We start from the raw sequence: 18,590 nt of genomic DNA on the forward strand, positions 1-18,590 counted from the left end.
CTCAGCCTTTCGTTTTGTCCGCGATCCAGGTCGCATTGGTCTTGATACCGCCGAGCGGGAAGAAATGCACCGCCTCGATGCCGAAATCGGGATGCTTGGCCTTGTGGCGGGCCAGATCCATCAAAAGATCGGTGGGCTCGAAGGGGGTGAGCAGTTTCGTCACGTCCTTGGCGCGCTTTTGCAGCACTTTCAAGGACGGGCCGACACCGCAGGAAATCGCGAATTTCAAGAGCGTCTGCAGCTTCGCGGGGCCCGCGATGCCGATATGCACCGGCATCTTGATGCCCTCGGCGGCCAGACGGTCGACCCATTGGATGATCGGCCCGGCCTCAAAGGCGAATTGCGTCACGATGGCCGTGTCGGCATCGGTCGCGTCGGCAAATTTCTGTTTCAGGGCAAGCGCCTGCATGACGATCTTGTCGGTGCCGTCGGCGTCGATGTCGCGGTTGCCCTCGGGGTGACCGGCGAAATGCAGCCGCTCGAACCCCGCGAAGGCGCCGGTTTCGACCAGCTGCATCGCATTGTCGAGGGTGCCCACCGGCGTCTTGACGCCGCCGCCCAGAAGCAGCGCCTGTTTCACCCCGGCCTCGCCCTTGTAGCGCGCCACCCAGTCGCGCAGCTGCAACGCGTCGCGGAGGATCCGGGCGGGGAAATGCGGCATCGGCTCGAAACCTTCGACGCGCAGGCGTTTCGCCGTGGCGACCATTTCCTCGATCGGCGTGCCCTCGATATGGGCGACATAGACACGGGTGCCCGCGGGCAGAAGGGCGCGGAAATCCTCGATCTTTTCGGCAGTGCGCGGCATCACCTCGATCGAGAAGCCGTCAAGGAAAGCGGTCAGCGTGCCGTTGGTGGGGGTCTCGGCCTCGCGGCGGAAGTTCAAAAGCGCCATCAGATCTCTCCGTCAGGGCGGCGGGCCTGGTCCCAGCCATCGTTGCCAATCAACCGCAGCAAGGCGGCGGTGTCGTAGTCGCAGAGAACCCGGGCCAGCTCGGCCTCGGCGGCTTCGGCATCCGTGCCGTCGCGGGTGCCGATCACCACCTTGCGCCATTCGGCCAGGTAAGCGTCGCTGTCCTTCGCGCCGATCTTCATCGCGCAGCGGTCGATCGCCTGCTCGAAGCGTTCGGGCAAAGGTTTCTTGACGGCCTTGCGACCGGTCCCGGCAATGATCTGCGCCGGGATGTCGCGCCAGAAGACGATCGTGATTTCAGCCATGTGCGTGATTCCCTCTGAGACAGGGATACGCCCGTTTGCGACGCGCCCGGTGACGGATTTCGACATGTTGCGCCAGATTGGCGACAACCGCGCAGGTTCCTTGGCCCTGCTGCGCCTGTCCTTGCATCTTCAAAAGATGCATCAAGATGATGAGGCGCGCCCAAGGCCCCGCCCGGTCGCCTTGCCCCGCGCGGCAGAGCCTCCGGCGGAGGTATTTGGGGCAAGATGAAATGGCGGCCCTTCATCTTGCTTCAAATACCTCGGGGGGAGGCCGCAGGCCCGGGGGGCAGCGCCCCCCGCCTTGCTTCGGCCTTGCGACGTCACGAAGATGTCATCGGGCGCTTGAACCTTCGGCCCCCCCGCGCTACCTAGGGGGTAACTTGAAATCGGAGGGCGTAAGATGGCGCCCAGGCGTCCTCGGGCTGCGGGCGCGATCCCGAAACTGGTCGAACGCGCCGCATCCCACCCCGCCGAGCCGGGCGAGCTTTATGCTGCGCTCGATCTCGGCACCAACAGTTGCCGGATGCTGATCGCCCGACCGAAGGGCGATCAGTTTCAGGTCGTGGACAGCTTTTCCAAGGCTGTTCAACTCGGTCAGGGGCTGGAAGCCTCGGGCCGGTTGTCGCGCTCGTCGATGGCGCGCACCGTTCAGGCTTTGCAGATCTGCCGCCGCAAGATCGAGACGCATGGCGTCAAGCGGATGCGGTTGGTCGCGACCGAGGCCTGTCGCCGCGCGGGCAATGCGCGGGATTTCATCCGCTATGTCCGGCGCGAGACCGGGCTGCCGCTGGAAATCATCCCGCCCGAGGAAGAGGCGCGGCTGGCGGTGATCTCCTGCGCCTCGCTGGTCAATCCGCGCAGCGAGCAGGTGCTGGTCGTCGACATCGGCGGCGGCTCGACCGAGCTTGTGTGGATCGACATTTCCAGGGTGCCGCATTCGGACCGGCCGCGCTCGATCATGCGGCTTTCGGGCGGCTTCGATCAGCCCGAGGGCGAGATCCCGCAGGCGCGGGTGGTGGACTGGATTTCCGTTCCGCTGGGCGTGGCCACGCTCAAGGACCAGTTCGGCGATGTCGAGGATGACGCCGCGCGATTCGCGCTGATGTCCTGGTTTTTCGAGGAAAAGCTGGCCGATTTCACCCCCTATGCCTCGGGGACGCCGCAGGAGGGGTTTCAGGTGATCGGCACCTCCGGCACGGTGACGACGGTTGCCGCTTGCCATCTGAACCTGAAGCGCTATGACCGCAACCGGGTCGATGGTCTGACAATGACCTCGGGCGAGATCGACGCGGTGATCCGCTCCTTCCTGACGCTCGGCCCCGAGGGACGCCGCGCCGATCCGCGCATCGGGCGCGACCGGCACACGCTGATCATGTCGGGGGCGGCGATCTTGCAGGCGCTGATGCGGGTCTGGCCGACGGACAAGATGTCGGTGGCCGACCGCGGCCTGCGCGAGGGGCTTTTGTATGCGCAGATGGCCGAAGACGGCGTGATCGAAGAAATGAAGCCGATCGAGGGAGAGATGAAATGACGAAACCCCCCAGCGGCAAATCGGGCGGTGCGGGCTCTGGCAAGAACACTTCGGGGCGCGGGCAGCGCGATCTGCGGGTGCGGGTGAAGACCGCAAAGGGGCGCAAGCTGTCCTCGACGCTCTGGCTGGAACGGCAGCTGAACGACCCCTATGTGGTGCGCGCGAAGAAAGAGGGCTATCGCGGCCGCGCCGCCTACAAGATCATGGAACTGGACGACAAGTTCCGCTTCCTCGTGCCCGGGGCGCGGGTGGTGGACCTTGGCTGCGCGCCGGGGGGCTGGTGTCAGGTCGCCGTCGCGCGGGTGAATGCGCTGGGCGAAAAGGGCGGCAAGAAGGTCGGCACGGTTCTGGGCGTCGATCTGCAGGAGATCGCGGCGATTGCCGGGGCCGAGCTGCATCAGCTTGATTTCCTCGAAGATGGCGCCGACGACAAGGTCAAGGCCTGGCTGGGCGGGCGCGCCGATGTGGTGATGTCGGACATGGCGGCGGCCGCCTCGGGCAACCAGCAGGTCGATCACCTCCGCATCATTACCCTGTGCGAACACGCCGCCTATTTCGCCTTCGACGTGCTGGAACTGGGCGGCACCTTTGTCGCCAAGGTGCTGGCGGGGGGCGCCGAACAGGGGCTGATGACGGTCTTGAAGAAGAATTTCGAGAAGGTGGTGAACATGAAGCCGCCCGCCAGCCGCAAGGACAGCTCGGAAAAATTCGTCGTCGCCACCGGCTTCCGCGGCAAGCGCCACGAAGAGGGGCAGGCGGAACCCGCCGAGGACTGAGCCTTAGACCAAAGTCGTAGCGCTGCGGCCTGCACTTGCGTGAGGCCGCAAAGCGCCTATCCTGCGGAAAGCACCGAAAAGAGGGGAGGCTTTCCGATGCGTCTTTCTGCCCCCACGCGCAACCATGCCGAGATCGTGCAAGCGGTCGTCGCCTCGTCCAATGCCGGGGCGCGGGCCGGTTTTGCCGCCAGTTGGCGCCGCTCGATGATCCATCACAAGCTGGACCCGGCGCGGGCGCGGGTTACCGACCGGCTGACCGCCGCCGATATCGCCGCCCGGCGCGAGGCGGCGGGGCTTTTGCTGCGCGTCGCAACCCCGGTGCTCGACCGGCTCGCCCGCGCCGCCTGCGAGGCGGGCTGTGCCGTCTTTCTGTCGGATGCCGAGGGGCTGGTGCTGGAAGAACGCATGCGCGAGGCCGACCGGCGGGCCTTTCACGGCTCGAACCTTGCCCCCGGATCGGACTGGTCCGAGGGGCGCGAGGGCACGAACGGCATCGGAACCTGTCTGGCCGAGGGGCGGCCCGTCACCGTCTGGCGCGATCAGCATTTCCGCGCCACCAACACCGGGCTGACCTGCATGGGCGCCCCCGTCTTTGGCGCGCGGGGCGAGCTGGCCGGGGTGATCGACGTCTCTTCCGCGCGCGAGGACATGACCGAGGGCTACGCCCGTCTGGTCGCGCTGACGGTGCAGGATGCGGCAAGCCGGATCGAAGCGGATCTGTTCCGCGCCTCCTTCGAGGGGGCGCGCATCCTCTCGACCGGCGCGGCCGAGGAGAGCCCGCAGGGGGTGGTGCTTCTGGCGCTTGACCGCGACGATCTGGTGATCGGGGCGACGCGGGCGGCGCGCCGCCAGCTGGGATTGGACGAGGCGCAGATGGGCCGGGTGCCTGCCACGGATCTCTTCGGCGCCAGGCGCGAGGCGGGGCAGGGCGCGCTGGCCGAGGCGCAGCGCGCCGAGATGGTGCGGGCGCTGGCGCGCGCGGGCGGCAATGTCTCGGCGGCGGCGCGCGATCTCGGCATCGGCCGCGCCACCTTTTATCGCAAGGCCAAGGCGCTTGGTCTGAGCGTGTAAGGGGGGGGGGGCGCTGCCCCCCTCTTGCCCGTGCCGGGCAATTCACCCCCCGGGATATTTGCACCAAGGTGAAAGGCAAGGGCGCTCCGGCCGGGGCGCCTTTCTCATGCCGTTTCACCTTGGCCGAAATATCCCGGGGGGTGAGGCGCAGCCGAGGGGGGCAGAGCCCCCCTTTCCCCACCTGCGACCCCGCGCCGCCTTTACGAATTTTGCGATGCTGCAGCTGCACCTGTCTCGTCCCTGAAACAGCTCCGCCATAACGGAAAAACAAAGCCGCTATGCAAGAATCGCAAAGAGGCGCAGTCTTTTCCCATCGACACCCCGGGGAGGGGGTCAGACCATCAGGGAGGACAAGATGGCCAACGACATGCCGCATGATTTCAAGGGGGTGATGGTGTCGCCCTTCAAGCCGCGCTACGACAATTTCATCGGCGGCAAGTGGACCCCGCCGGTGGGCGGCAAGTATTTCGACAACATCACGCCGATCACCGGCGAGAAGATCTGCGAAGTCGCGCTGTCGGGCGCCGCCGATGTCGAGATGGCGCTCGATGCCGCCCATGCCGCCAAGGGCGCCTGGGGCACCACCTCGGCCGCGCATCGCTCGAACGTGCTTTTGAAGATCGCCGACCGGCTGGAAGAGAACCTCGACCTGCTTGCCGCCGCCGAGACCTGGGACAACGGCAAGCCGATCCGCGAAACCACCGCCGCCGATATTCCGCTGTCCGTCGACCATTTCCGCTATTTCGCGGGGGTGCTGCGCAGCCAGGAAGGCTCGATGTCGGAAATCGACAATGACACCGTGGCCTATCATTACCACGAGCCGCTGGGCGTCGTCGGCCAGATCATCCCGTGGAACTTCTCGATCCTGATGGCGGCGTGGAAACTGGCCCCGGCGCTGGCGGCGGGCAATTGCATCGTCTTGAAACCGGCCGAGCAGACCCCGTCCGCAATCATGGTGCTGATCGACGTGATCAAGGACCTGCTGCCGCCCGGCGTTCTGAACATCGTCAACGGCATGGGGCCGGATGTCGGCGCGCCGCTCGCCCGGTCGAACCGGATCGCGAAGATCGCCTTCACCGGCTCGACCGAGACCGGCCGCAAGATCATGCAATATGCGACCGAAAACCTGATCCCGGTGACGCTGGAGCTGGGCGGCAAATCGCCCAACATCTTCTTCTCGGATGTGATGGCCAAGGATGACGCCTTCCTCGACAAGGCGGTCGAGGGCTTCGTTCTCTTCGCCTTCAACCAGGGCGAGGTCTGCACCTGCCCCTCGCGCGCGCTCATTCAGGAGGACATCTATGAAGAGTTCATCGCCCGCGCCATCGCCCGGGTGAAGGCGATCAAGCAGGGCGACCCGCGGCTGATGGAAACCATGGTCGGCGCGCAGGCAAGCCAGGAACAGCAGGACAAGATCCTGTCCTATCTGAAGATCGGCCGCGAGGAAGGCGCGCAGGTTCTGTGCGGCGGCGACGCGGCGAGCCTGGGCGGCGATCTGGCGAACGGCTTCTACATCCAGCCGACGATCCTCAAGGGTCACAACAAGATGCGGGTCTTCCAGGAGGAGATCTTCGGGCCGGTCGTTTCGGTCACCACCTTCAAGGACGAGGACGAAGCGCTGCACATCGCCAATGACACGATGTATGGCCTGGGCGCCGGCGTCTGGTCGCGCGACATCAACACCTGCTACCGCTTCGGCCGCCACATCCAGGCCGGGCGCGTCTGGGTCAACAACTACCACGCCTATCCGGCCCATGCGGCCTTTGGCGGCTACAAGCAATCGGGCATCGGGCGTGAAACCCACAAGATGATGCTCGACCACTACCAGCAGACCAAGAACATGCTGGTCAGCTACAACCCGAACAAGCTGGGCTTCTTCTGATCCCTCCCGCCCGGCCCGGGCCGCGTTTCGACGCGGCCCGACTGGTCTGTCTCAGGATTTCGCCGCGTCGTATTTCGCGGTCTTCTTCATCGACTTGGCGTGATTGGCAATCCAGTCCATGAGCGCGAGCAGCACCCCCGAGATGACGAAGACCAGATGGATCACCACCATCCAGGTGATCTTTTCCGGCGGATATTTGTCGATATCCATGAACACCTTGAGCAGGTGAATCCCGGAAATCGCCACGATCGAGGCGACCAGCTTCAGCTTCAGCGTCGAGAAATCGACCTCGCTTTGCCAATCCGGCCGGTCCTCGTGGTCGTGGGTGTCCATGCGCGAGACGAAATTCTCGTAGCCCGAGAAGATCACGATCAGGATCAGGTTCGCCGCCAGGCTCAGGTCGATCAGCGACAGCGCCCCCATCACCGCGTGATCCACCGTCAGCTGCGGAATTTCGAGCGCGAAATGGTAAAGCTCCAGCACGAAGGCCCAGAGCAGGATCGCCAGCGTGCCCACCAGCCCCAGATACATCGGTGCCATCAGCCAGCGGCTGGCAAAAAGCACCCGTTCGATCGCGCGTTCCATGAATACTCCGTTAATGTCTGCTCCGCCTAGATAGGGACGGCCCCGCCGCGCGCAAGAGCCGGGCGCCGACCCTCGGCTCAGCCGCCCTTGCGGAAGGCCGAGGGGGTCTTGCCGACCCGGGCCTGAAAGGCGCGGGTGAAATAGGCGGGGCTGTTGAAGCCAAGTGCTGCGGCGATGTCCTTGACCGGGGTTCCGGTCTCGCTGAGCAGCCGACGCGCCTCGTAAAGGCGGCGATCCTGCAGCAGCTCGGAGGCGGCCCGGCCACAGCTGATCCGGCACGAGCGCGTCAGATGCGTCGCCGTCACACCGAGCTGCGCGGCATAGTCCGCCACCCCCAGGCCAGAACGGAAATCGCGTTCGAGAACCGCGGCATAGCGGGTCACCAGCTTGCGCGCAGCCTCCGAGGCGCGGGGCTCGGCCGCCTGCGACATGCCCTGACGTTCGATGATCACGCTCAAAAGGCCCAGATAATGCAGCGCCGCCCGGTCCGATCCGGGGCGGTTGCTTTCCAGCTCGCGGATCACCGATTCGATCAGCCCCGAGATTTCCGCCTGCACCGGAGGTTCGCGCACGCGCAGATATTGCGCCGCATGCGGCAGCGTCAGGTCCGAATTCTTGCCGAAAAACACCGCCATGCCGGTGGTCTGGGTCGAGATCTCGAAGCCGTGCATCACCCCCGCGGGCAGGAAGGCGGCCGAATAGGGGCCATAGCCGCGGGTCACGCCGCCCATGGTGATGCGGCCCTGACCGCGGGTGAACCACAGGAAACAGGGTTCCGACAGAGCCCGCATCGCCTCGACCCGCCAGCGCCCGCCCTGGGCGAGCCGGGCGATCGGCACGATGCGCGGCACCGAGGGCGGCTCGGGCAAAAGCGACTTCGGCCGCGTGGGCTTGGCCGCGACAGACAGGGCTGGGGCGCCCGGGCGCAGGGTCTTGGCGAAGGGCGCGAGCGGGGGGGTCTTGAAAAGGGTCACGAAAGCTTCCGGGGCGGCGGCGGTCGGCCCAAGGATAGGGAAGATCCCCTTGTTAATCCAACGAAAAACGTGACCGCGCCGAAATTGGCACGGCCCGGTTTCAGCCCCGCAGGATGTTGTGCCAGCCCCCCATCCGGCCACGAAACCATGTGCGTTGCCGCTTCGCATATTGCCGCGAGGCGGCCTTGGCGCGCTCGGTCGCGGTGGCCAGATCGATCTCGCCGCGCAGATGCGCGACCAGCTCGGGGGCGCCGATCGCCTTGGCCCAGAGCGCCGCGCCGTCCCACTGGGGCAGCAGGGCGCGGACCTCGTCCAGCGCGCCCGACTCAAGCATCGTCTCGAAGCGGGCATCGATCCGCGCCGCCAGAAGGTCGCGCTCGGGCGAGAGCAGCAGCGGCACGGCGGCGGCCAGCGGCAGAAGCGGCGGCGGCGTCGCGTCCTGCCAGGCGGCCAGCCCGCGGCCGGTCGCCCGCATCACCTCCCACGCCCGTTGCACCCGCATCGGGTTCAGCCCGTCAACGCGGGCGGCGGTGGCGGGGTCCAGCTCGGCCAGCAGGCCCGCGTGCCCCTCGGTCAGGCGGCGGCGGTCGGCCTCGGCGCGGATCTCGGGCGGGGTCGCGGGAATTTCGGCCAGCCCCTCGGTCAGCGCGCTCAGGTAAAGCCCGGTGCCGCCGGTGATGATCGGGCGCGGCCCGGCGCCTGCGCGAAAGGCAGCAAGGATCGGGCCGATCTCGCGCAGCCAGGCGCCGACGGAATAATCCTCGCCCGGGGCGCGGTGGCCGTAAAGCGCATGGGGCGCGCGGGCTTCTTCCGCCGCGGAAGGCCGGGCGGAGAGCACGCGCCAGCACGACCAGACCTGCAGCGCATCGGCATTCACCACCACGCCGCCGGATTTTTCAGCGATTTCAAGCGCCAGCGCGGATTTGCCCGAGGCCGTCGCCCCCGCGATCAGCACCGGGCGGTCAGCGGGCAGGGCGGCAAGGTCGAACACGGCGATGATCCCGAGGCTGCGGTTGAGGTTGATCCCGGACGCCATTTGCGACATTTTGCGCCCCGATGACAACCAGGGACCGCCAAGGAGCCGCGATGACCGACACCGACGAACCGATCGTGAAATACAAACGCGTGCTTCTGAAGATCTCGGGCGAGGCGCTGATGGGCGATCAGGGCTATGGCCTGCACCCGCCGACCGTCGAGCGCATCGCCCGCGAGATCAAGTCGGTGCGCGATCTGGGCGTCGAGATCTGCATGGTGATCGGCGGCGGCAACATCTTCCGCGGCCTTGCGGGCTCGGCGCAGGGGATGGAGCGCACGACGGCCGATTACATGGGGATGCTGGCGACGGTGATGAATGCGCTCGCCATGCAGGGCGCGCTCGAATCGATGGGGGTCTTTACCCGTGTGATCAGCGCGATTCCGATGGATCAGGTCTGCGAACCCTACATCCGCCGCCGCGCCGTGCGGCATCTGGAGAAAAAGCGCGTCTGCATCTTCGCCGCGGGCACCGGCAACCCCTATTTCACCACCGACACCGCCGCCACACTGCGGGCGAATGAAATGTCCTGCGAGGCGATCTTCAAGGGCACCAAGGTCGATGGCGTCTATGACATGGACCCGAAGAAACACGCCCATGCGAAGCGCTACGATACCGTCAGCTATGACGAGGTGCTGCAAAAGAACCTTGGCGTCATGGATGCCTCGGCGATTGCGCTGGCGCGGGACAACAACCTGCCGATCATCGTGTTTTCGCTGGATGAGCCGGGCGGGTTCCGCACCATTCTGGCCGGGCAGGGCACCTATACCCGCGTGCAGGGCTGAGACCGGCGACATGTGACGCAACGGAACGGGTGTGCGCGCTTGGCCCCTATCCAAGCGCCGCCCGCCCCGTTAAGAAGACGAAAACGGAAAAAAGCGGGGGACCCCATGTCCGACGACATCGAAATCGACACCGACGACCTCGAACGCCGCATGGAGGGCGCGATGCATGCGCTGAAACATGAATTCGGCACGCTGCGCACCGGGCGGGCTTCGGCCTCGATGGTCGAGCCGATCATGGTCGACAGCTACGGTTCGCTGGTGCCGATCAACCAGGTCGGCACGATCAACGTGCCCGAGCCGCGGATGGTGACGGTGAACGTCTGGGACAAGGGCATGATCAGCAAGGTCGAAAAGGCCATTCGCGATTCGGGCTTGGGCATCAACCCGCAGACCAACGGCCCGATCATCATGCTGCCGATCCCCGAGCTGAACGAGGAACGCCGCCGCGAGCTGACCAAGGTCGCCGCGCAATATGCCGAACATGCCCGTGTCGCCATTCGCAACGTGCGCCGCGACGGCATGGACCAGATCAAGAAGGCCAAGGCGAACGGCATGTCGGAAGACGACGTGAAGTTCTGGGAAGCCGAGATCGAAGAGCTGACGAAAAAGCACATCGGTGTGGTCGACAAGGCGCTTGAGGGCAAGCAGGCGGAGATCATGCACGTCTGAGACGTGCGGAAAGGCAGATGATGACCGCGACCGAGCCCCGACCCGCGCCGACCGGCGGTGGCGTCACCGATTACGGCGTCTCGCATGTCGCGATCATCATGGATGGCAACGGCCGCTGGGCCAAGCAGCGCGGCTGGCCGCGGCTCGTCGGGCACCGAAAGGGTGCGGAACGGGTCAAGGAGATCGTCCGCGCCTGCCCCGATCTGGGGGTGAAATGGCTCACCCTTTATGCCTTTTCGACCGAGAACTGGAAGCGCTCGACCGAGGAAGTCCTTGGGTTGATGTCGCTTTTTGCCCGCTACATCCAGCGCGAGGCCGATGCGATGTCGGCCGAGGGGGTGCGGATGCGCTTCATCGGCGACCGCGGGCCGCTCGATGGCAAGCTGCGCGGGCTGATGGACGGGATCGAGGCGCGCACGGCGATGAATGCGCGCCTCAACCTGACCGTGGCGATCAATTACGGCGGCCGCGACGAGCTGCGCCGGGCGGCGGTCCTGATGGCCGAGGCGGTGGCGGCCGGGCGGCTGGCCCCCGAGGCGATCACCGAGGCGGTCTTTGCAAGCCATCTCGACACCGCGGCGATCCCCGATCCGGATCTGGTGATCCGCTCCTCGGGCGAGACGCGGACGTCGAATTTCCTGCCCTGGCAGGCGGCTTACGCGGAATATGAATTCACGCCGACGCTTTGGCCGGATTTCAACCCGGCGGCGCTGGCGGCGATACTTTCGCAATTTTCCGGCCGCGAGCGGCGTTTCGGCGGGGTGAAGGGATGAGCGGCAACTGGTCGGATCTGCGCGTGCGCACGGGCTCGGGGCTGGCGATGGTCGCGGCGGGGGCGCTGGCGATCTGGCTGGGCGGGCTGCCCTTTGTTGCGCTGGCGGTGCTGGTCACCGGGCTGATGATCTGGGAACTGGCGGCGATGACGCGCCCCGAGGGGGCCGCGTCCTGGCCTGCGGTCGCGCTTGGCCTGACCGCCGCTGCGGCGCTGTTTGTCGTCGTTTTCGGGCATCTGTGGTTTCTGACGCCGCTTCTGATCCTGCCCGCGGCGCTTGGCAGCTTCGTCACGGCCCGCCGCGACCGGGCGATTTTCGCCGCCTATGCGGTGCTGATCCTGCTGGCGGGCTATGCTTTGGTGGCGCTGCGCCTTGGCGTCGGGCCGGGGGTGATCTTGTGGCTGGTTTGCGTCATCGTCGCCTCGGACGTCGGCGGGTATTTTGCGGGCCGCGCATTTGGCGGGCCGAAATTCTGGCCCAGCGTCTCGCCGAAAAAGACCTGGTCGGGCACCGTGGCGGGCTGGGTCGGCGCAGGCGCCGTGGGCGGGCTTTTCGCCGCAGCGGGCCCGGGCGGGCTTGCGCTTGTCTGGCTTTCGCCGATTGTGGCGCTTGCCGGGCAGATGGGCGACATCGCGGAAAGCGCGATCAAGCGGCGGATGGGGGTGAAAGATTCCTCGGCCCTGATCCCCGGTCACGGCGGAGTGCTGGACCGGTTCGACGCGCTGATCGGCGCGGCTGTGGTGGTGCTTTTGCTTGTGCCCTTGATGCCGCAAACGCTTTTCGGAGGCTAAGTCATGCGACGCATTACGGTTTTCGGGTCCACCGGCTCGATCGGGGTCAATACGCTTGACCTGATCGCCCGCAGGCCCGGGGCCTTTCAGGTGGTGGCCCTGTCTGGCGGGCGCAACATCCGGCTTCTGGCCGAACAGGCGCGGGCCTTCCGGGCCGAGGTCGCGGTGACCGCGCATGAAGACTGCCTGCCCGCGCTGCGCGAGGCTTTGGCCGGAACCGGCATCGAGGCCACGGCAGGCAAAGCCGCGCTGATCGAGGCGGCGCTTCGTCCGGCCGACTGGATCATGTCGGCGATCGTCGGCGCCGCGGGGCTGGCGCCCGGGTTTGCCGCGCTGAGCCAGGGCACGACGCTGGCGCTGGCGAACAAGGAATCGCTGGTCACCGCCGGGCCGCTGCTGCTGGCCGAAGCCGCGAAACACAACGCGCGCCTGTTGCCGGTCGACAGCGAACATTCGGCGGTCTTTCAGGCGCTGGTGGGCGAGGAGATCGACGCGGTCGAGCGGGTGATCATCACCGCCTCGGGCGGGGCCTTCCGCGACTGGCCGATCGAGAAACTGGCGCAGGCGACGGTGGCCCAGGCCTCGACCCATCCGAACTGGGCGATGGGGCAAAGGATCACCATCGATTCCGCGTCCATGTTCAACAAGGCCTTGGAACTGATTGAAACCAAGGAATATTTCGGTGTGAAGCCCGAGCAGATCGAGGTGCTGGTGCACCCGGAATCGCTGGTGCACGCGCTGGTCGGCTTCAAGGATGGCGCGCTGATGGCGCATCTGGGCGCGCCCGACATGCGCCATGCCATCGGCTATGCGCTGAACTGGCCCGACCGTATCGACCTGCCCGTCGCGCGGCTTGATCTGGCGAAGATCGGCGCGCTGACTTTCCGCGCCCCGGATGACGCGCGCTTCCCGGCGCTGCGTCTGGCGCGCGAGGTGATGGCGATGGGCGGCACCGCGGGGGCGGCCTTCAACGCCGCCAAGGAAGCCGCGCTTGATGCCTTCATCGGCGAGGAGATCGGCTTTCTGGCGATGAGCCGTCTGGTCGAGGCGGTGCTGGCCGAGATGACCGCGCGTCACGGGCTTGGAAAACCGCTCGACAGTCTCGATATGGTGATGGACACCGATGCCACCGCGCGGGCGCTTGCGCGCAGCCTTGTGCCGACAGTAAGGACCTGACCCTTGGATTTTCTTCCCGACCTCGTTTCGATGCTGCAGACCGTGCTGGCCTTTGTCGTCGCGCTCTCGATCATCGTCACGGTGCATGAATACGGCCATTACATCGTCGGACGGCTGTGCGGCATCAAGGCCGAGGCCTTCTCGATCGGCTTCGGGCCGAAGCTGATCAGCCGGGTCGACAAGCATGGCACGGTCTGGAAGATTTCTCTTTTCCCGCTGGGCGGTTACGTCAAGTTTCTGGGCGATGCCAACGCCACCTCGGCGGGGGTGGACGAGGAGACCATGGCGCGGCTGAACGCCGAGGAACGCCGTCATTCGATGCATGGCGCGCCGCTTTGGGCGCGGGCGGCGACCGTTGCCGCGGGGCCGGTCTTCAACTTCATCCTGTCGATCCTGGTCTTTGCCGGGGCGATGGCCTGGGAGGGCAAGCCCGCCGTGCCGCCGCAGGTGGCCGAGCTGGTGGCGCTGCCCGGCGGCTCGGGCGATCTGCGCCCGGGCGACCGGCTTCTGGCGCTCGAAGGCGTCGCGCTGCCCGATTACGACCGCCTGCGCGAGGTGACGACGCCGGAAAAACCCTTCCTCAGCTATCGCGTGCTGCGCGAGGGCACCGATCTGGTCGTCGAGGGGCCGCAGCTGGCGCCGCCGCGCGCCGCGCAGGTGCTGCCGCAATCGGCCGCCGATGCCGCCGGGATCCGGATGGGCGACGTCATCACCGCGATCGACGGGCAGCCGATCTGGCGCTTTGAAGATCTGGTCGCCAAGGTCGGTGCGGGCAAGGGCGCGCCCCTGACGCTGGATCTGTGGCGTCCCGCCGAGGAGGACAGCGGCGGCAGCACGCTCTCGGTGACGCTGACGCCGAAGATCGTCGACATGCCGCGCCCGGATGGCAGTTTCGTCAGCGATTACAAGATCGGCCTGATCGCGGGCCCGGGCTTCAGCCCGGTCACCGAGGCGATCGGTCCGGTCGAGGCGCTGACCGGCGGGGCAAAGCAGACCTGGGCGGCGATCACCGCCTCGGTCTCGGCGATCCAGCATATCGTGCTGGGCAAGATTTCCAGCTGCAACCTGCGCGGCGCCATCGGCATTGCCGAGGGCTCGGGCGCGGCGGCCAAGGCGGGGGTGGCGGATTTCATCTGGTTCATCGCCATGCTCTCGACCGCGGTGGGCTTCCTGAACCTGTTCCCGATCCCGGTGCTGGATGGCGGCCATCTGATGTTCCACCTCTGGGAAGGCGTCACCGGCAAGCCGCCGTCGGACCGGGTGATGAGCCTGATGGTCTCGGTCGGGCTGGCTTTGGTGCTGATGGCCTTTGGCCTTTGGAACGATCTGGTGTGCTGAGACCGGACGGGGCGCGGGGCGGCGGCGCCGCAAATTCGCCCCGATCCGCCCTAATTAGGCCGTATTGAACGGGTATTTCCTTTCCGAAAGGCAAAGGAGACCCGATCATGCAGGCGGTTCTGAGCGAAGGATACCGGAGCGTCTCGCTCGTCTTCGATCTTGCGGCCGACCGCATTCTGGTGCCGGTGGCGATCTTCGTCGCGCTGGCCGGGGCTCTGGTGATCGGCATCGAGGTTTCGGCGCTGCTTTCCCCCGCCGATCCGGCCCTGTATCAGCTTTGACCGATCTACCATATCTCGCGCTTTCCTGGCGCCCGAACACGGTCTGTCGCTTTGACAAGGGCCGTCTTTCTCGCTAGTCACGTCAGAGAACTGCGCCAAGCGACCTGACGGGGAGAGTGCGATGACGATCCGGCTGCAACTTGCCAAGCCCAGGGCGAAGACCCGTCTGGGGACGCTCGCGACCAGCACATTCCTTGCCCTTGCCGTGCCTTGCGCCTTTGTCGCCGCGCCCGTGCTGGCGCAGGACTATGCCTTTCAAAGCGTGAAGATCGAGGGCAACGACCGGGTCGAACCGGCGACGATCCTCAGCTATGCCGGAATCGCCAAGGGCGCCAGGGTCAGCGCCGGGGCGCTGAACGACGCGTTTCAGCGGCTGCAGGGCTCGGGCCTGTTCGAAAGCGTCGAGATCGTGCCGCAGGGCGGCACGCTGCTGATCCGGGTCAAGGAATATCCGACCGTCAACGTCGTCGATTTCGAGGGCAACAAGATCCTCAAGGATGACAAGCTGGCCGGGCTGGTGAAGACGCAGCCGCGCAAGGTGTTCTCTCCGGCGACGCTCGAGGCCGATGCCGCCGCGCTCGCCGAGGGCTACGCCACCACCGGCCGTCTGGCCGCCCGCGTCGATCCGAAAGTGATCAAGCGCGACGGCAACCGCGTCGATGTCGTCTTCGAGATCAAGGAAGGCGCCGTCTCCGAGGTCAACCGCATCACCTTCACCGGCAACCGCTCCTTCTCGGACCGGCGTCTGCGCGACGTGCTGGGCACGAAACAGGCGGGCATCCTGCACCGGCTGATCCAGCGCGACACCTTCGTCCCCGACAGGGTGCAGCTTGACCGGCAGATGCTGGTCGATTTCTACCATTCCCGCGGCTATCCGGATGTGGAAGTGACCGGCGTCTCCTCGGAAATGACGCGCGACCGCGAAGGTTTCTTCATGACCTTCAGCATCCGCGAAGGGCAGCAATACAAGTTCGGCCAGATCACCACGGTGTCCGAAGTGGGCGAGCTTGACGCCAAGGAGTTCGAGGGGCTGGCAAAGATCCGCTCGGGCCGGATCTATTCGCCGACCGACATCGATTACGCCGTGACCCGGATGGAGGAAGTCGCGCTGCGCAAGGGCGTGAACTTTGTCCGCGTCGATCCGCGCATCACCCGCGATCCGCGCACGCAGACGCTGAACGTCGAATTCGCGCTGGTGCGGGGCGAGCGCGTCTTTGTCGAGCGCATCGACATCGAGGGCAACACCACCACGCTGGACAGCGTGATCCGGCGCGAGTTCAACACGGTGGAAGGCGACCCCTTCAACCCGCGCGAAATCAAGAACGCCTCGGAACGGATCCGCGCGCTTGGCTTCTTCTCCAAGGCCGATGTCGGCACGAAACCGGGCACCGGCCCCGATCAGGTGATCGTCGGCGTCGATGTCGAGGAACAGCCGACCGGTTCGCTGACCTTTGGCGCCAGCTACGGGGCTTCGGCCGGGTTCGGGATCAATGCCTCGCTCGAGGAAGCGAACTTCCTGGGCCGTGGGCAATATCTGGGCATCTCCATCGGCACGACCAAGGACAACCAGCAGAATTCGATCGACTTCATCGAGCCGCATCTTCTGGGCCGCGACCTGAAGGGGCGGTTCCGGATCTGGTACAACACTTCGGAAAGCGACAATTCCGATTACAACACCAAGATGATGGGGCTTACGCCCTCGCTCGAATTCCCGCTGGCGCGGAACGCGCGGCTGGAAATGCGCTACAGCTTCCTGAACAACGAGCTCTACGGTGTGACGGACTATGACGCCGATCCGGATAGCGATTCCGCGACGAATGATGCGGTCGGCTCCTCGTGGATCCTGAGCGACGAAGAGGGCAAGCGCAGCAGCATGGGCCCGGGTTATACCTACACGTTCGACACCCGCCGCACCGGCATCGACCCGCGCACCGGCTTCACCTTCCGTTTCAGCCAGGATCTTTATGGCCTGGGCGGCGATGTCGAGGCGCTGAAGACCACGGCCCTGTTGCGCGCCGAGCGCAAGGTCTGGAACGAGGATGTGACCTTGCGCGCCGAGCTGGAAGGCGGCGCGATCGCGGCGCGGGGCGATACCACGCTGACGGTTCTGGATCGCTTTTCGGGCAACAACAAGGTGCGGGGCTTCGAGGGCAATGGCTACGGCCCGCGCGATCTGAAGGTGCCGAACCAGGACGCCCTGGGCGGCAAGTATTATGCCGCGCTGCGGCTGGAAACCGAATTCCCGCTGGGCTTGCCCGAGGAATACGGCATCCATGGCGGTCTGTTCTGGGATACCGGCTCGGTCTGGGGGCTCGACAAGACCGCGGGCGGTCCGAGCCGCACCGATACGGTCGATGACTCGATGCATCTGCGCTCCTCGGTCGGTTTTTCGGTGTTCTGGGATTCCGCGCTTGGCCCGCTGCGGCTGAACTTCATGACGGCGCTGAAAAAGGAAGACTACGACGAGGAACAGAACTTCGATCTGACCATCGCGACGAAGTTCTGAGCCGATGCGGCGGATGCGCCAGCGCAAAGCCCTGACGGGGCCGGGGAGCCTCCCCGGCCTTTTGCGCCTGTGCCTTGCCGCGGCGGTGCTGGCGCTTGGCCTTGCGGCGCCGGTCCGGGCCGAGCCGGTGGCCCCGGCCGCGGTGCCGGTGCTGACGCTCGATTTCGAGCGGCTCTTCGATGACACGCTCTGGGGCAAGGCGATCGCCGCCGAGATGACCCGCGAGTCGACGGCGCTTGCGGCGGAAAACACCCGCATCGCCGATGACCTGATCGCCGAGGAAAAGCTGCTGACCGAACGCCGGGCGAAGCTGACGCCCGCGGCCTTTCGCGCCGAGGCCGATGCTTTCGACGAACGCGCGACGGGGATCCGCGCGGCGCAAAAGGCCAAGGCGCAGGCGCTGACGCAAAGCTTCGAGGCGGCGCAGCAGGCGTTTTTCGTCGCCTCCGGCCCGCTGATCGACGAGATCCTGACCCGCCGCGGCGCGGTGATGGTGCTCGATCGCCGGGCGATCATCCGCGGCCTGGAAGCCGCCGACATCACCGAGGATCTGGCGCGGCTGATGGATGCGCGTCTGGGCGCGGGCCCCGCCGCCGCGCCCGGCCAGCCCGGGTCCGGGGCGGGCGGCGGCGAATAGCCGCCCATGCCGATGCGCCCCGTCCTTGCCAAGCGGAACGCGCGACGCTAGCAACGGCCAAAGGCCCCGACCCTGCAGCAGGGCCCGTTTTGGAAGGATCGAAGATGAGCGAACCCGCCCCCCATACCAGCGCCGATCTGAGCCTGATCAAGCGGATCATCCCGCACCGTTACCCCTTCCTGATGGTCGACAAGGTGCGCGACATCGTGCCCTTCGAAAGCGCGGTCGGCATCAAATGCGTGACCAACAACGAGCCGCAATTCACCGGCCATTTCCCCGAGGAACCGGTGATGCCGGGGGTGATGATCGTCGAAGCGATGGCGCAGACGGCGGCGGTGGTCGTGGGCATTTCGATGAACGTGATCGACAAGCCCTTGGGCACCTATTTCATGGCGATCGACGCCTGCAAGTTCCGCCGCAAGGTGGTGCCGGGCGACGTGCTGGAAATGCGGGTGACGGTCAAGCGCGGCGGTGGCAAGGTATGGAAATTCCTCGGCGAATCCTTCGTCGAGGGGCAGCTGGCGGCCACCGCCGAATTCACCGCGATGATGGATCTGAAGGGCTGAC

19 protein-coding genes are annotated in these 18,590 nt (G+C 66.2%); 14 read left to right on the forward strand and 5 right to left on the reverse strand.

What is annotated here, in order from left to right:
• Position 1: 1 nt before the first annotated feature.
• Both LY44_RS03195 and LY44_RS03200 read right to left on the reverse strand, forming a co-directional pair.
• Positions 2-892, reverse strand: a complete 891-nt coding sequence (locus tag LY44_RS03195) for a methylenetetrahydrofolate reductase (protein ID WP_055208659.1) — start codon at positions 890-892, stop codon at positions 2-4.
• Entirely contained in the window at positions 892-1,215 is a 324-nt protein-coding gene (locus tag LY44_RS03200) for a virulence factor (RefSeq protein WP_055208657.1), read from the reverse strand. The genes LY44_RS03195 and LY44_RS03200 overlap by 1 nt, the downstream gene beginning before the upstream one ends.
• Positions 1,216-1,615: 400 nt before the next feature.
• Between LY44_RS03200 and LY44_RS03205 the strand changes: the two genes are divergently transcribed.
• The 4 genes from LY44_RS03205 to adh all read left to right on the forward strand — a co-directional run bounded on the left by LY44_RS03205 (position 1,616) and on the right by adh (position 6,475).
• Positions 1,616-2,746: a Ppx/GppA phosphatase family protein gene (locus tag LY44_RS03205; RefSeq protein WP_055208654.1), complete on the forward strand. Its 1,131-nt coding sequence runs from the start codon at positions 1,616-1,618 to the stop codon at positions 2,744-2,746.
• Entirely contained in the window at positions 2,743-3,522 is a 780-nt protein-coding gene (locus LY44_RS03210; RefSeq protein WP_055208652.1) for an RlmE family RNA methyltransferase, read from the forward strand. Before LY44_RS03205 ends, LY44_RS03210 begins: the two co-directional genes overlap by 4 nt.
• A gap of 96 nt (positions 3,523-3,618) precedes the next feature.
• Positions 3,619-4,593 carry a GAF domain-containing protein gene (locus tag LY44_RS03215; RefSeq protein WP_055208650.1) on the forward strand — a complete coding sequence of 325 codons (975 nt, stop codon included), beginning with the start codon at positions 3,619-3,621 and terminating at the stop codon, positions 4,591-4,593.
• Positions 4,594-4,948: 355 nt separating this feature from the next.
• Positions 4,949-6,475 (forward strand): aldehyde dehydrogenase, encoded by a 1,527-nt coding sequence (adh, locus tag LY44_RS03220; RefSeq protein ID WP_055208647.1) that lies wholly within the window; start codon positions 4,949-4,951, stop codon positions 6,473-6,475.
• A gap of 51 nt (positions 6,476-6,526) precedes the next feature.
• On the opposite strand, the gene LY44_RS03225 is transcribed toward adh, so the two are convergent.
• The 3 genes from LY44_RS03225 to miaA form a co-directional block, all read right to left on the reverse strand.
• Entirely contained in the window at positions 6,527-7,060 is a 534-nt protein-coding gene (locus tag LY44_RS03225; protein WP_055208646.1) for a TIGR00645 family protein, read from the reverse strand.
• Positions 7,061-7,137: 77 nt separating this feature from the next.
• Positions 7,138-8,034: an AraC family transcriptional regulator gene (locus tag LY44_RS03230; RefSeq protein WP_223230738.1), complete on the reverse strand. Its 897-nt coding sequence runs from the start codon at positions 8,032-8,034 to the stop codon at positions 7,138-7,140.
• A gap of 100 nt (positions 8,035-8,134) precedes the next feature.
• Entirely contained in the window at positions 8,135-9,070 is a 936-nt protein-coding gene (gene miaA / locus LY44_RS03235; protein ID WP_394325848.1) for a tRNA (adenosine(37)-N6)-dimethylallyltransferase MiaA, read from the reverse strand.
• Positions 9,071-9,120: 50 nt separating this feature from the next.
• Here miaA and pyrH point away from each other — a divergent pair, with 50 nt between their 5' ends.
• The 10 genes from pyrH to fabZ all read left to right on the forward strand — a co-directional run bounded on the left by pyrH (position 9,121) and on the right by fabZ (position 18,589).
• The gene (gene pyrH / locus LY44_RS03240) at positions 9,121-9,852 is read left to right on the forward strand and encodes a UMP kinase (protein ID WP_055208644.1); all 732 of its coding nucleotides are present in this window, start codon (positions 9,121-9,123) and stop codon (positions 9,850-9,852) included.
• A 105-nt stretch (positions 9,853-9,957) separates the two neighbouring features.
• Positions 9,958-10,521: a ribosome recycling factor gene (frr, locus tag LY44_RS03245; protein WP_055208642.1), complete on the forward strand. Its 564-nt coding sequence runs from the start codon at positions 9,958-9,960 to the stop codon at positions 10,519-10,521.
• A gap of 20 nt (positions 10,522-10,541) precedes the next feature.
• On the forward strand, positions 10,542-11,294 hold the full coding sequence (gene uppS / locus LY44_RS03250) for a polyprenyl diphosphate synthase (protein ID WP_055208963.1): 753 nt from the start codon (positions 10,542-10,544) through the stop codon (positions 11,292-11,294).
• Positions 11,291-12,085 (forward strand): phosphatidate cytidylyltransferase, encoded by a 795-nt coding sequence (locus LY44_RS03255; RefSeq protein ID WP_055208641.1) that lies wholly within the window; start codon positions 11,291-11,293, stop codon positions 12,083-12,085. Before uppS ends, LY44_RS03255 begins: the two co-directional genes overlap by 4 nt.
• Positions 12,086-12,088: 3 nt before the next feature.
• Positions 12,089-13,261, forward strand: coding sequence for a 1-deoxy-D-xylulose-5-phosphate reductoisomerase (gene dxr / locus LY44_RS03260; RefSeq protein WP_055208639.1), 1,173 nt, complete (start codon positions 12,089-12,091; stop codon positions 13,259-13,261).
• A 3-nt stretch (positions 13,262-13,264) separates the two neighbouring features.
• Positions 13,265-14,599 (forward strand): RIP metalloprotease RseP, encoded by a 1,335-nt coding sequence (gene rseP / locus LY44_RS03265; protein ID WP_081024328.1) that lies wholly within the window; start codon positions 13,265-13,267, stop codon positions 14,597-14,599.
• A 107-nt stretch (positions 14,600-14,706) separates the two neighbouring features.
• Positions 14,707-14,880 carry a hypothetical protein gene (locus LY44_RS17810; protein WP_160320011.1) on the forward strand — a complete coding sequence of 58 codons (174 nt, stop codon included), beginning with the start codon at positions 14,707-14,709 and terminating at the stop codon, positions 14,878-14,880.
• Between the two features lie 121 nt (positions 14,881-15,001).
• On the forward strand, positions 15,002-17,386 hold the full coding sequence (gene bamA, locus LY44_RS03270; protein WP_055208637.1) for an outer membrane protein assembly factor BamA: 2,385 nt from the start codon (positions 15,002-15,004) through the stop codon (positions 17,384-17,386).
• Between the two features lie 13 nt (positions 17,387-17,399).
• A complete protein-coding gene (locus tag LY44_RS03275; protein WP_160320010.1) occupies positions 17,400-18,023 on the forward strand; it encodes an OmpH family outer membrane protein in 624 nt (207 codons plus the stop codon).
• Between the two features lie 104 nt (positions 18,024-18,127).
• Entirely contained in the window at positions 18,128-18,589 is a 462-nt protein-coding gene (gene fabZ / locus LY44_RS03280) for a 3-hydroxyacyl-ACP dehydratase FabZ (protein ID WP_055208633.1), read from the forward strand.
• Position 18,590 lies beyond the last annotated feature (1 nt).

The sequence above is a fragment of the Rhodobacter capsulatus genome (genome assembly GCF_003254295.1).
GTDB classification, from domain to species: Bacteria; Pseudomonadota; Alphaproteobacteria; order Rhodobacterales; family Rhodobacteraceae; genus Rhodobacter; species Rhodobacter capsulatus.

Coding starts and splice junctions, on each gene's coding strand:
- LY44_RS03195 (WP_055208659.1), bottom strand. CDS start 892: ATGGCGCTTTTGAACTTCCGCCGCGAGGCCGAGACCCCCACCAACGGC.
- LY44_RS03200 (WP_055208657.1), bottom strand. CDS start 1,215: ATGGCTGAAATCACGATCGTCTTCTGGCGCGACATCCCGGCGCAGATC.
- LY44_RS03205 (WP_055208654.1), top strand. CDS start 1,616: ATGGCGCCCAGGCGTCCTCGGGCTGCGGGCGCGATCCCGAAACTGGTC.
- LY44_RS03210 (WP_055208652.1), top strand. CDS start 2,743: ATGACGAAACCCCCCAGCGGCAAATCGGGCGGTGCGGGCTCTGGCAAG.
- LY44_RS03215 (WP_055208650.1), top strand. CDS start 3,619: ATGCGTCTTTCTGCCCCCACGCGCAACCATGCCGAGATCGTGCAAGCG.
- adh (WP_055208647.1), top strand. CDS start 4,949: ATGGCCAACGACATGCCGCATGATTTCAAGGGGGTGATGGTGTCGCCC.
- LY44_RS03225 (WP_055208646.1), bottom strand. CDS start 7,060: ATGGAACGCGCGATCGAACGGGTGCTTTTTGCCAGCCGCTGGCTGATG.
- miaA (WP_394325848.1), bottom strand. CDS start 9,070: ATGGCGTCCGGGATCAACCTCAACCGCAGCCTCGGGATCATCGCCGTG.
- pyrH (WP_055208644.1), top strand. CDS start 9,121: ATGACCGACACCGACGAACCGATCGTGAAATACAAACGCGTGCTTCTG.
- frr (WP_055208642.1), top strand. CDS start 9,958: ATGTCCGACGACATCGAAATCGACACCGACGACCTCGAACGCCGCATG.
- uppS (WP_055208963.1), top strand. CDS start 10,542: ATGACCGCGACCGAGCCCCGACCCGCGCCGACCGGCGGTGGCGTCACC.
- LY44_RS03255 (WP_055208641.1), top strand. CDS start 11,291: ATGAGCGGCAACTGGTCGGATCTGCGCGTGCGCACGGGCTCGGGGCTG.
- dxr (WP_055208639.1), top strand. CDS start 12,089: ATGCGACGCATTACGGTTTTCGGGTCCACCGGCTCGATCGGGGTCAAT.
- LY44_RS17810 (WP_160320011.1), top strand. CDS start 14,707: ATGCAGGCGGTTCTGAGCGAAGGATACCGGAGCGTCTCGCTCGTCTTC.
- bamA (WP_055208637.1), top strand. CDS start 15,002: ATGACGATCCGGCTGCAACTTGCCAAGCCCAGGGCGAAGACCCGTCTG.
- LY44_RS03275 (WP_160320010.1), top strand. CDS start 17,400: ATGCGCCAGCGCAAAGCCCTGACGGGGCCGGGGAGCCTCCCCGGCCTT.
- fabZ (WP_055208633.1), top strand. CDS start 18,128: ATGAGCGAACCCGCCCCCCATACCAGCGCCGATCTGAGCCTGATCAAG.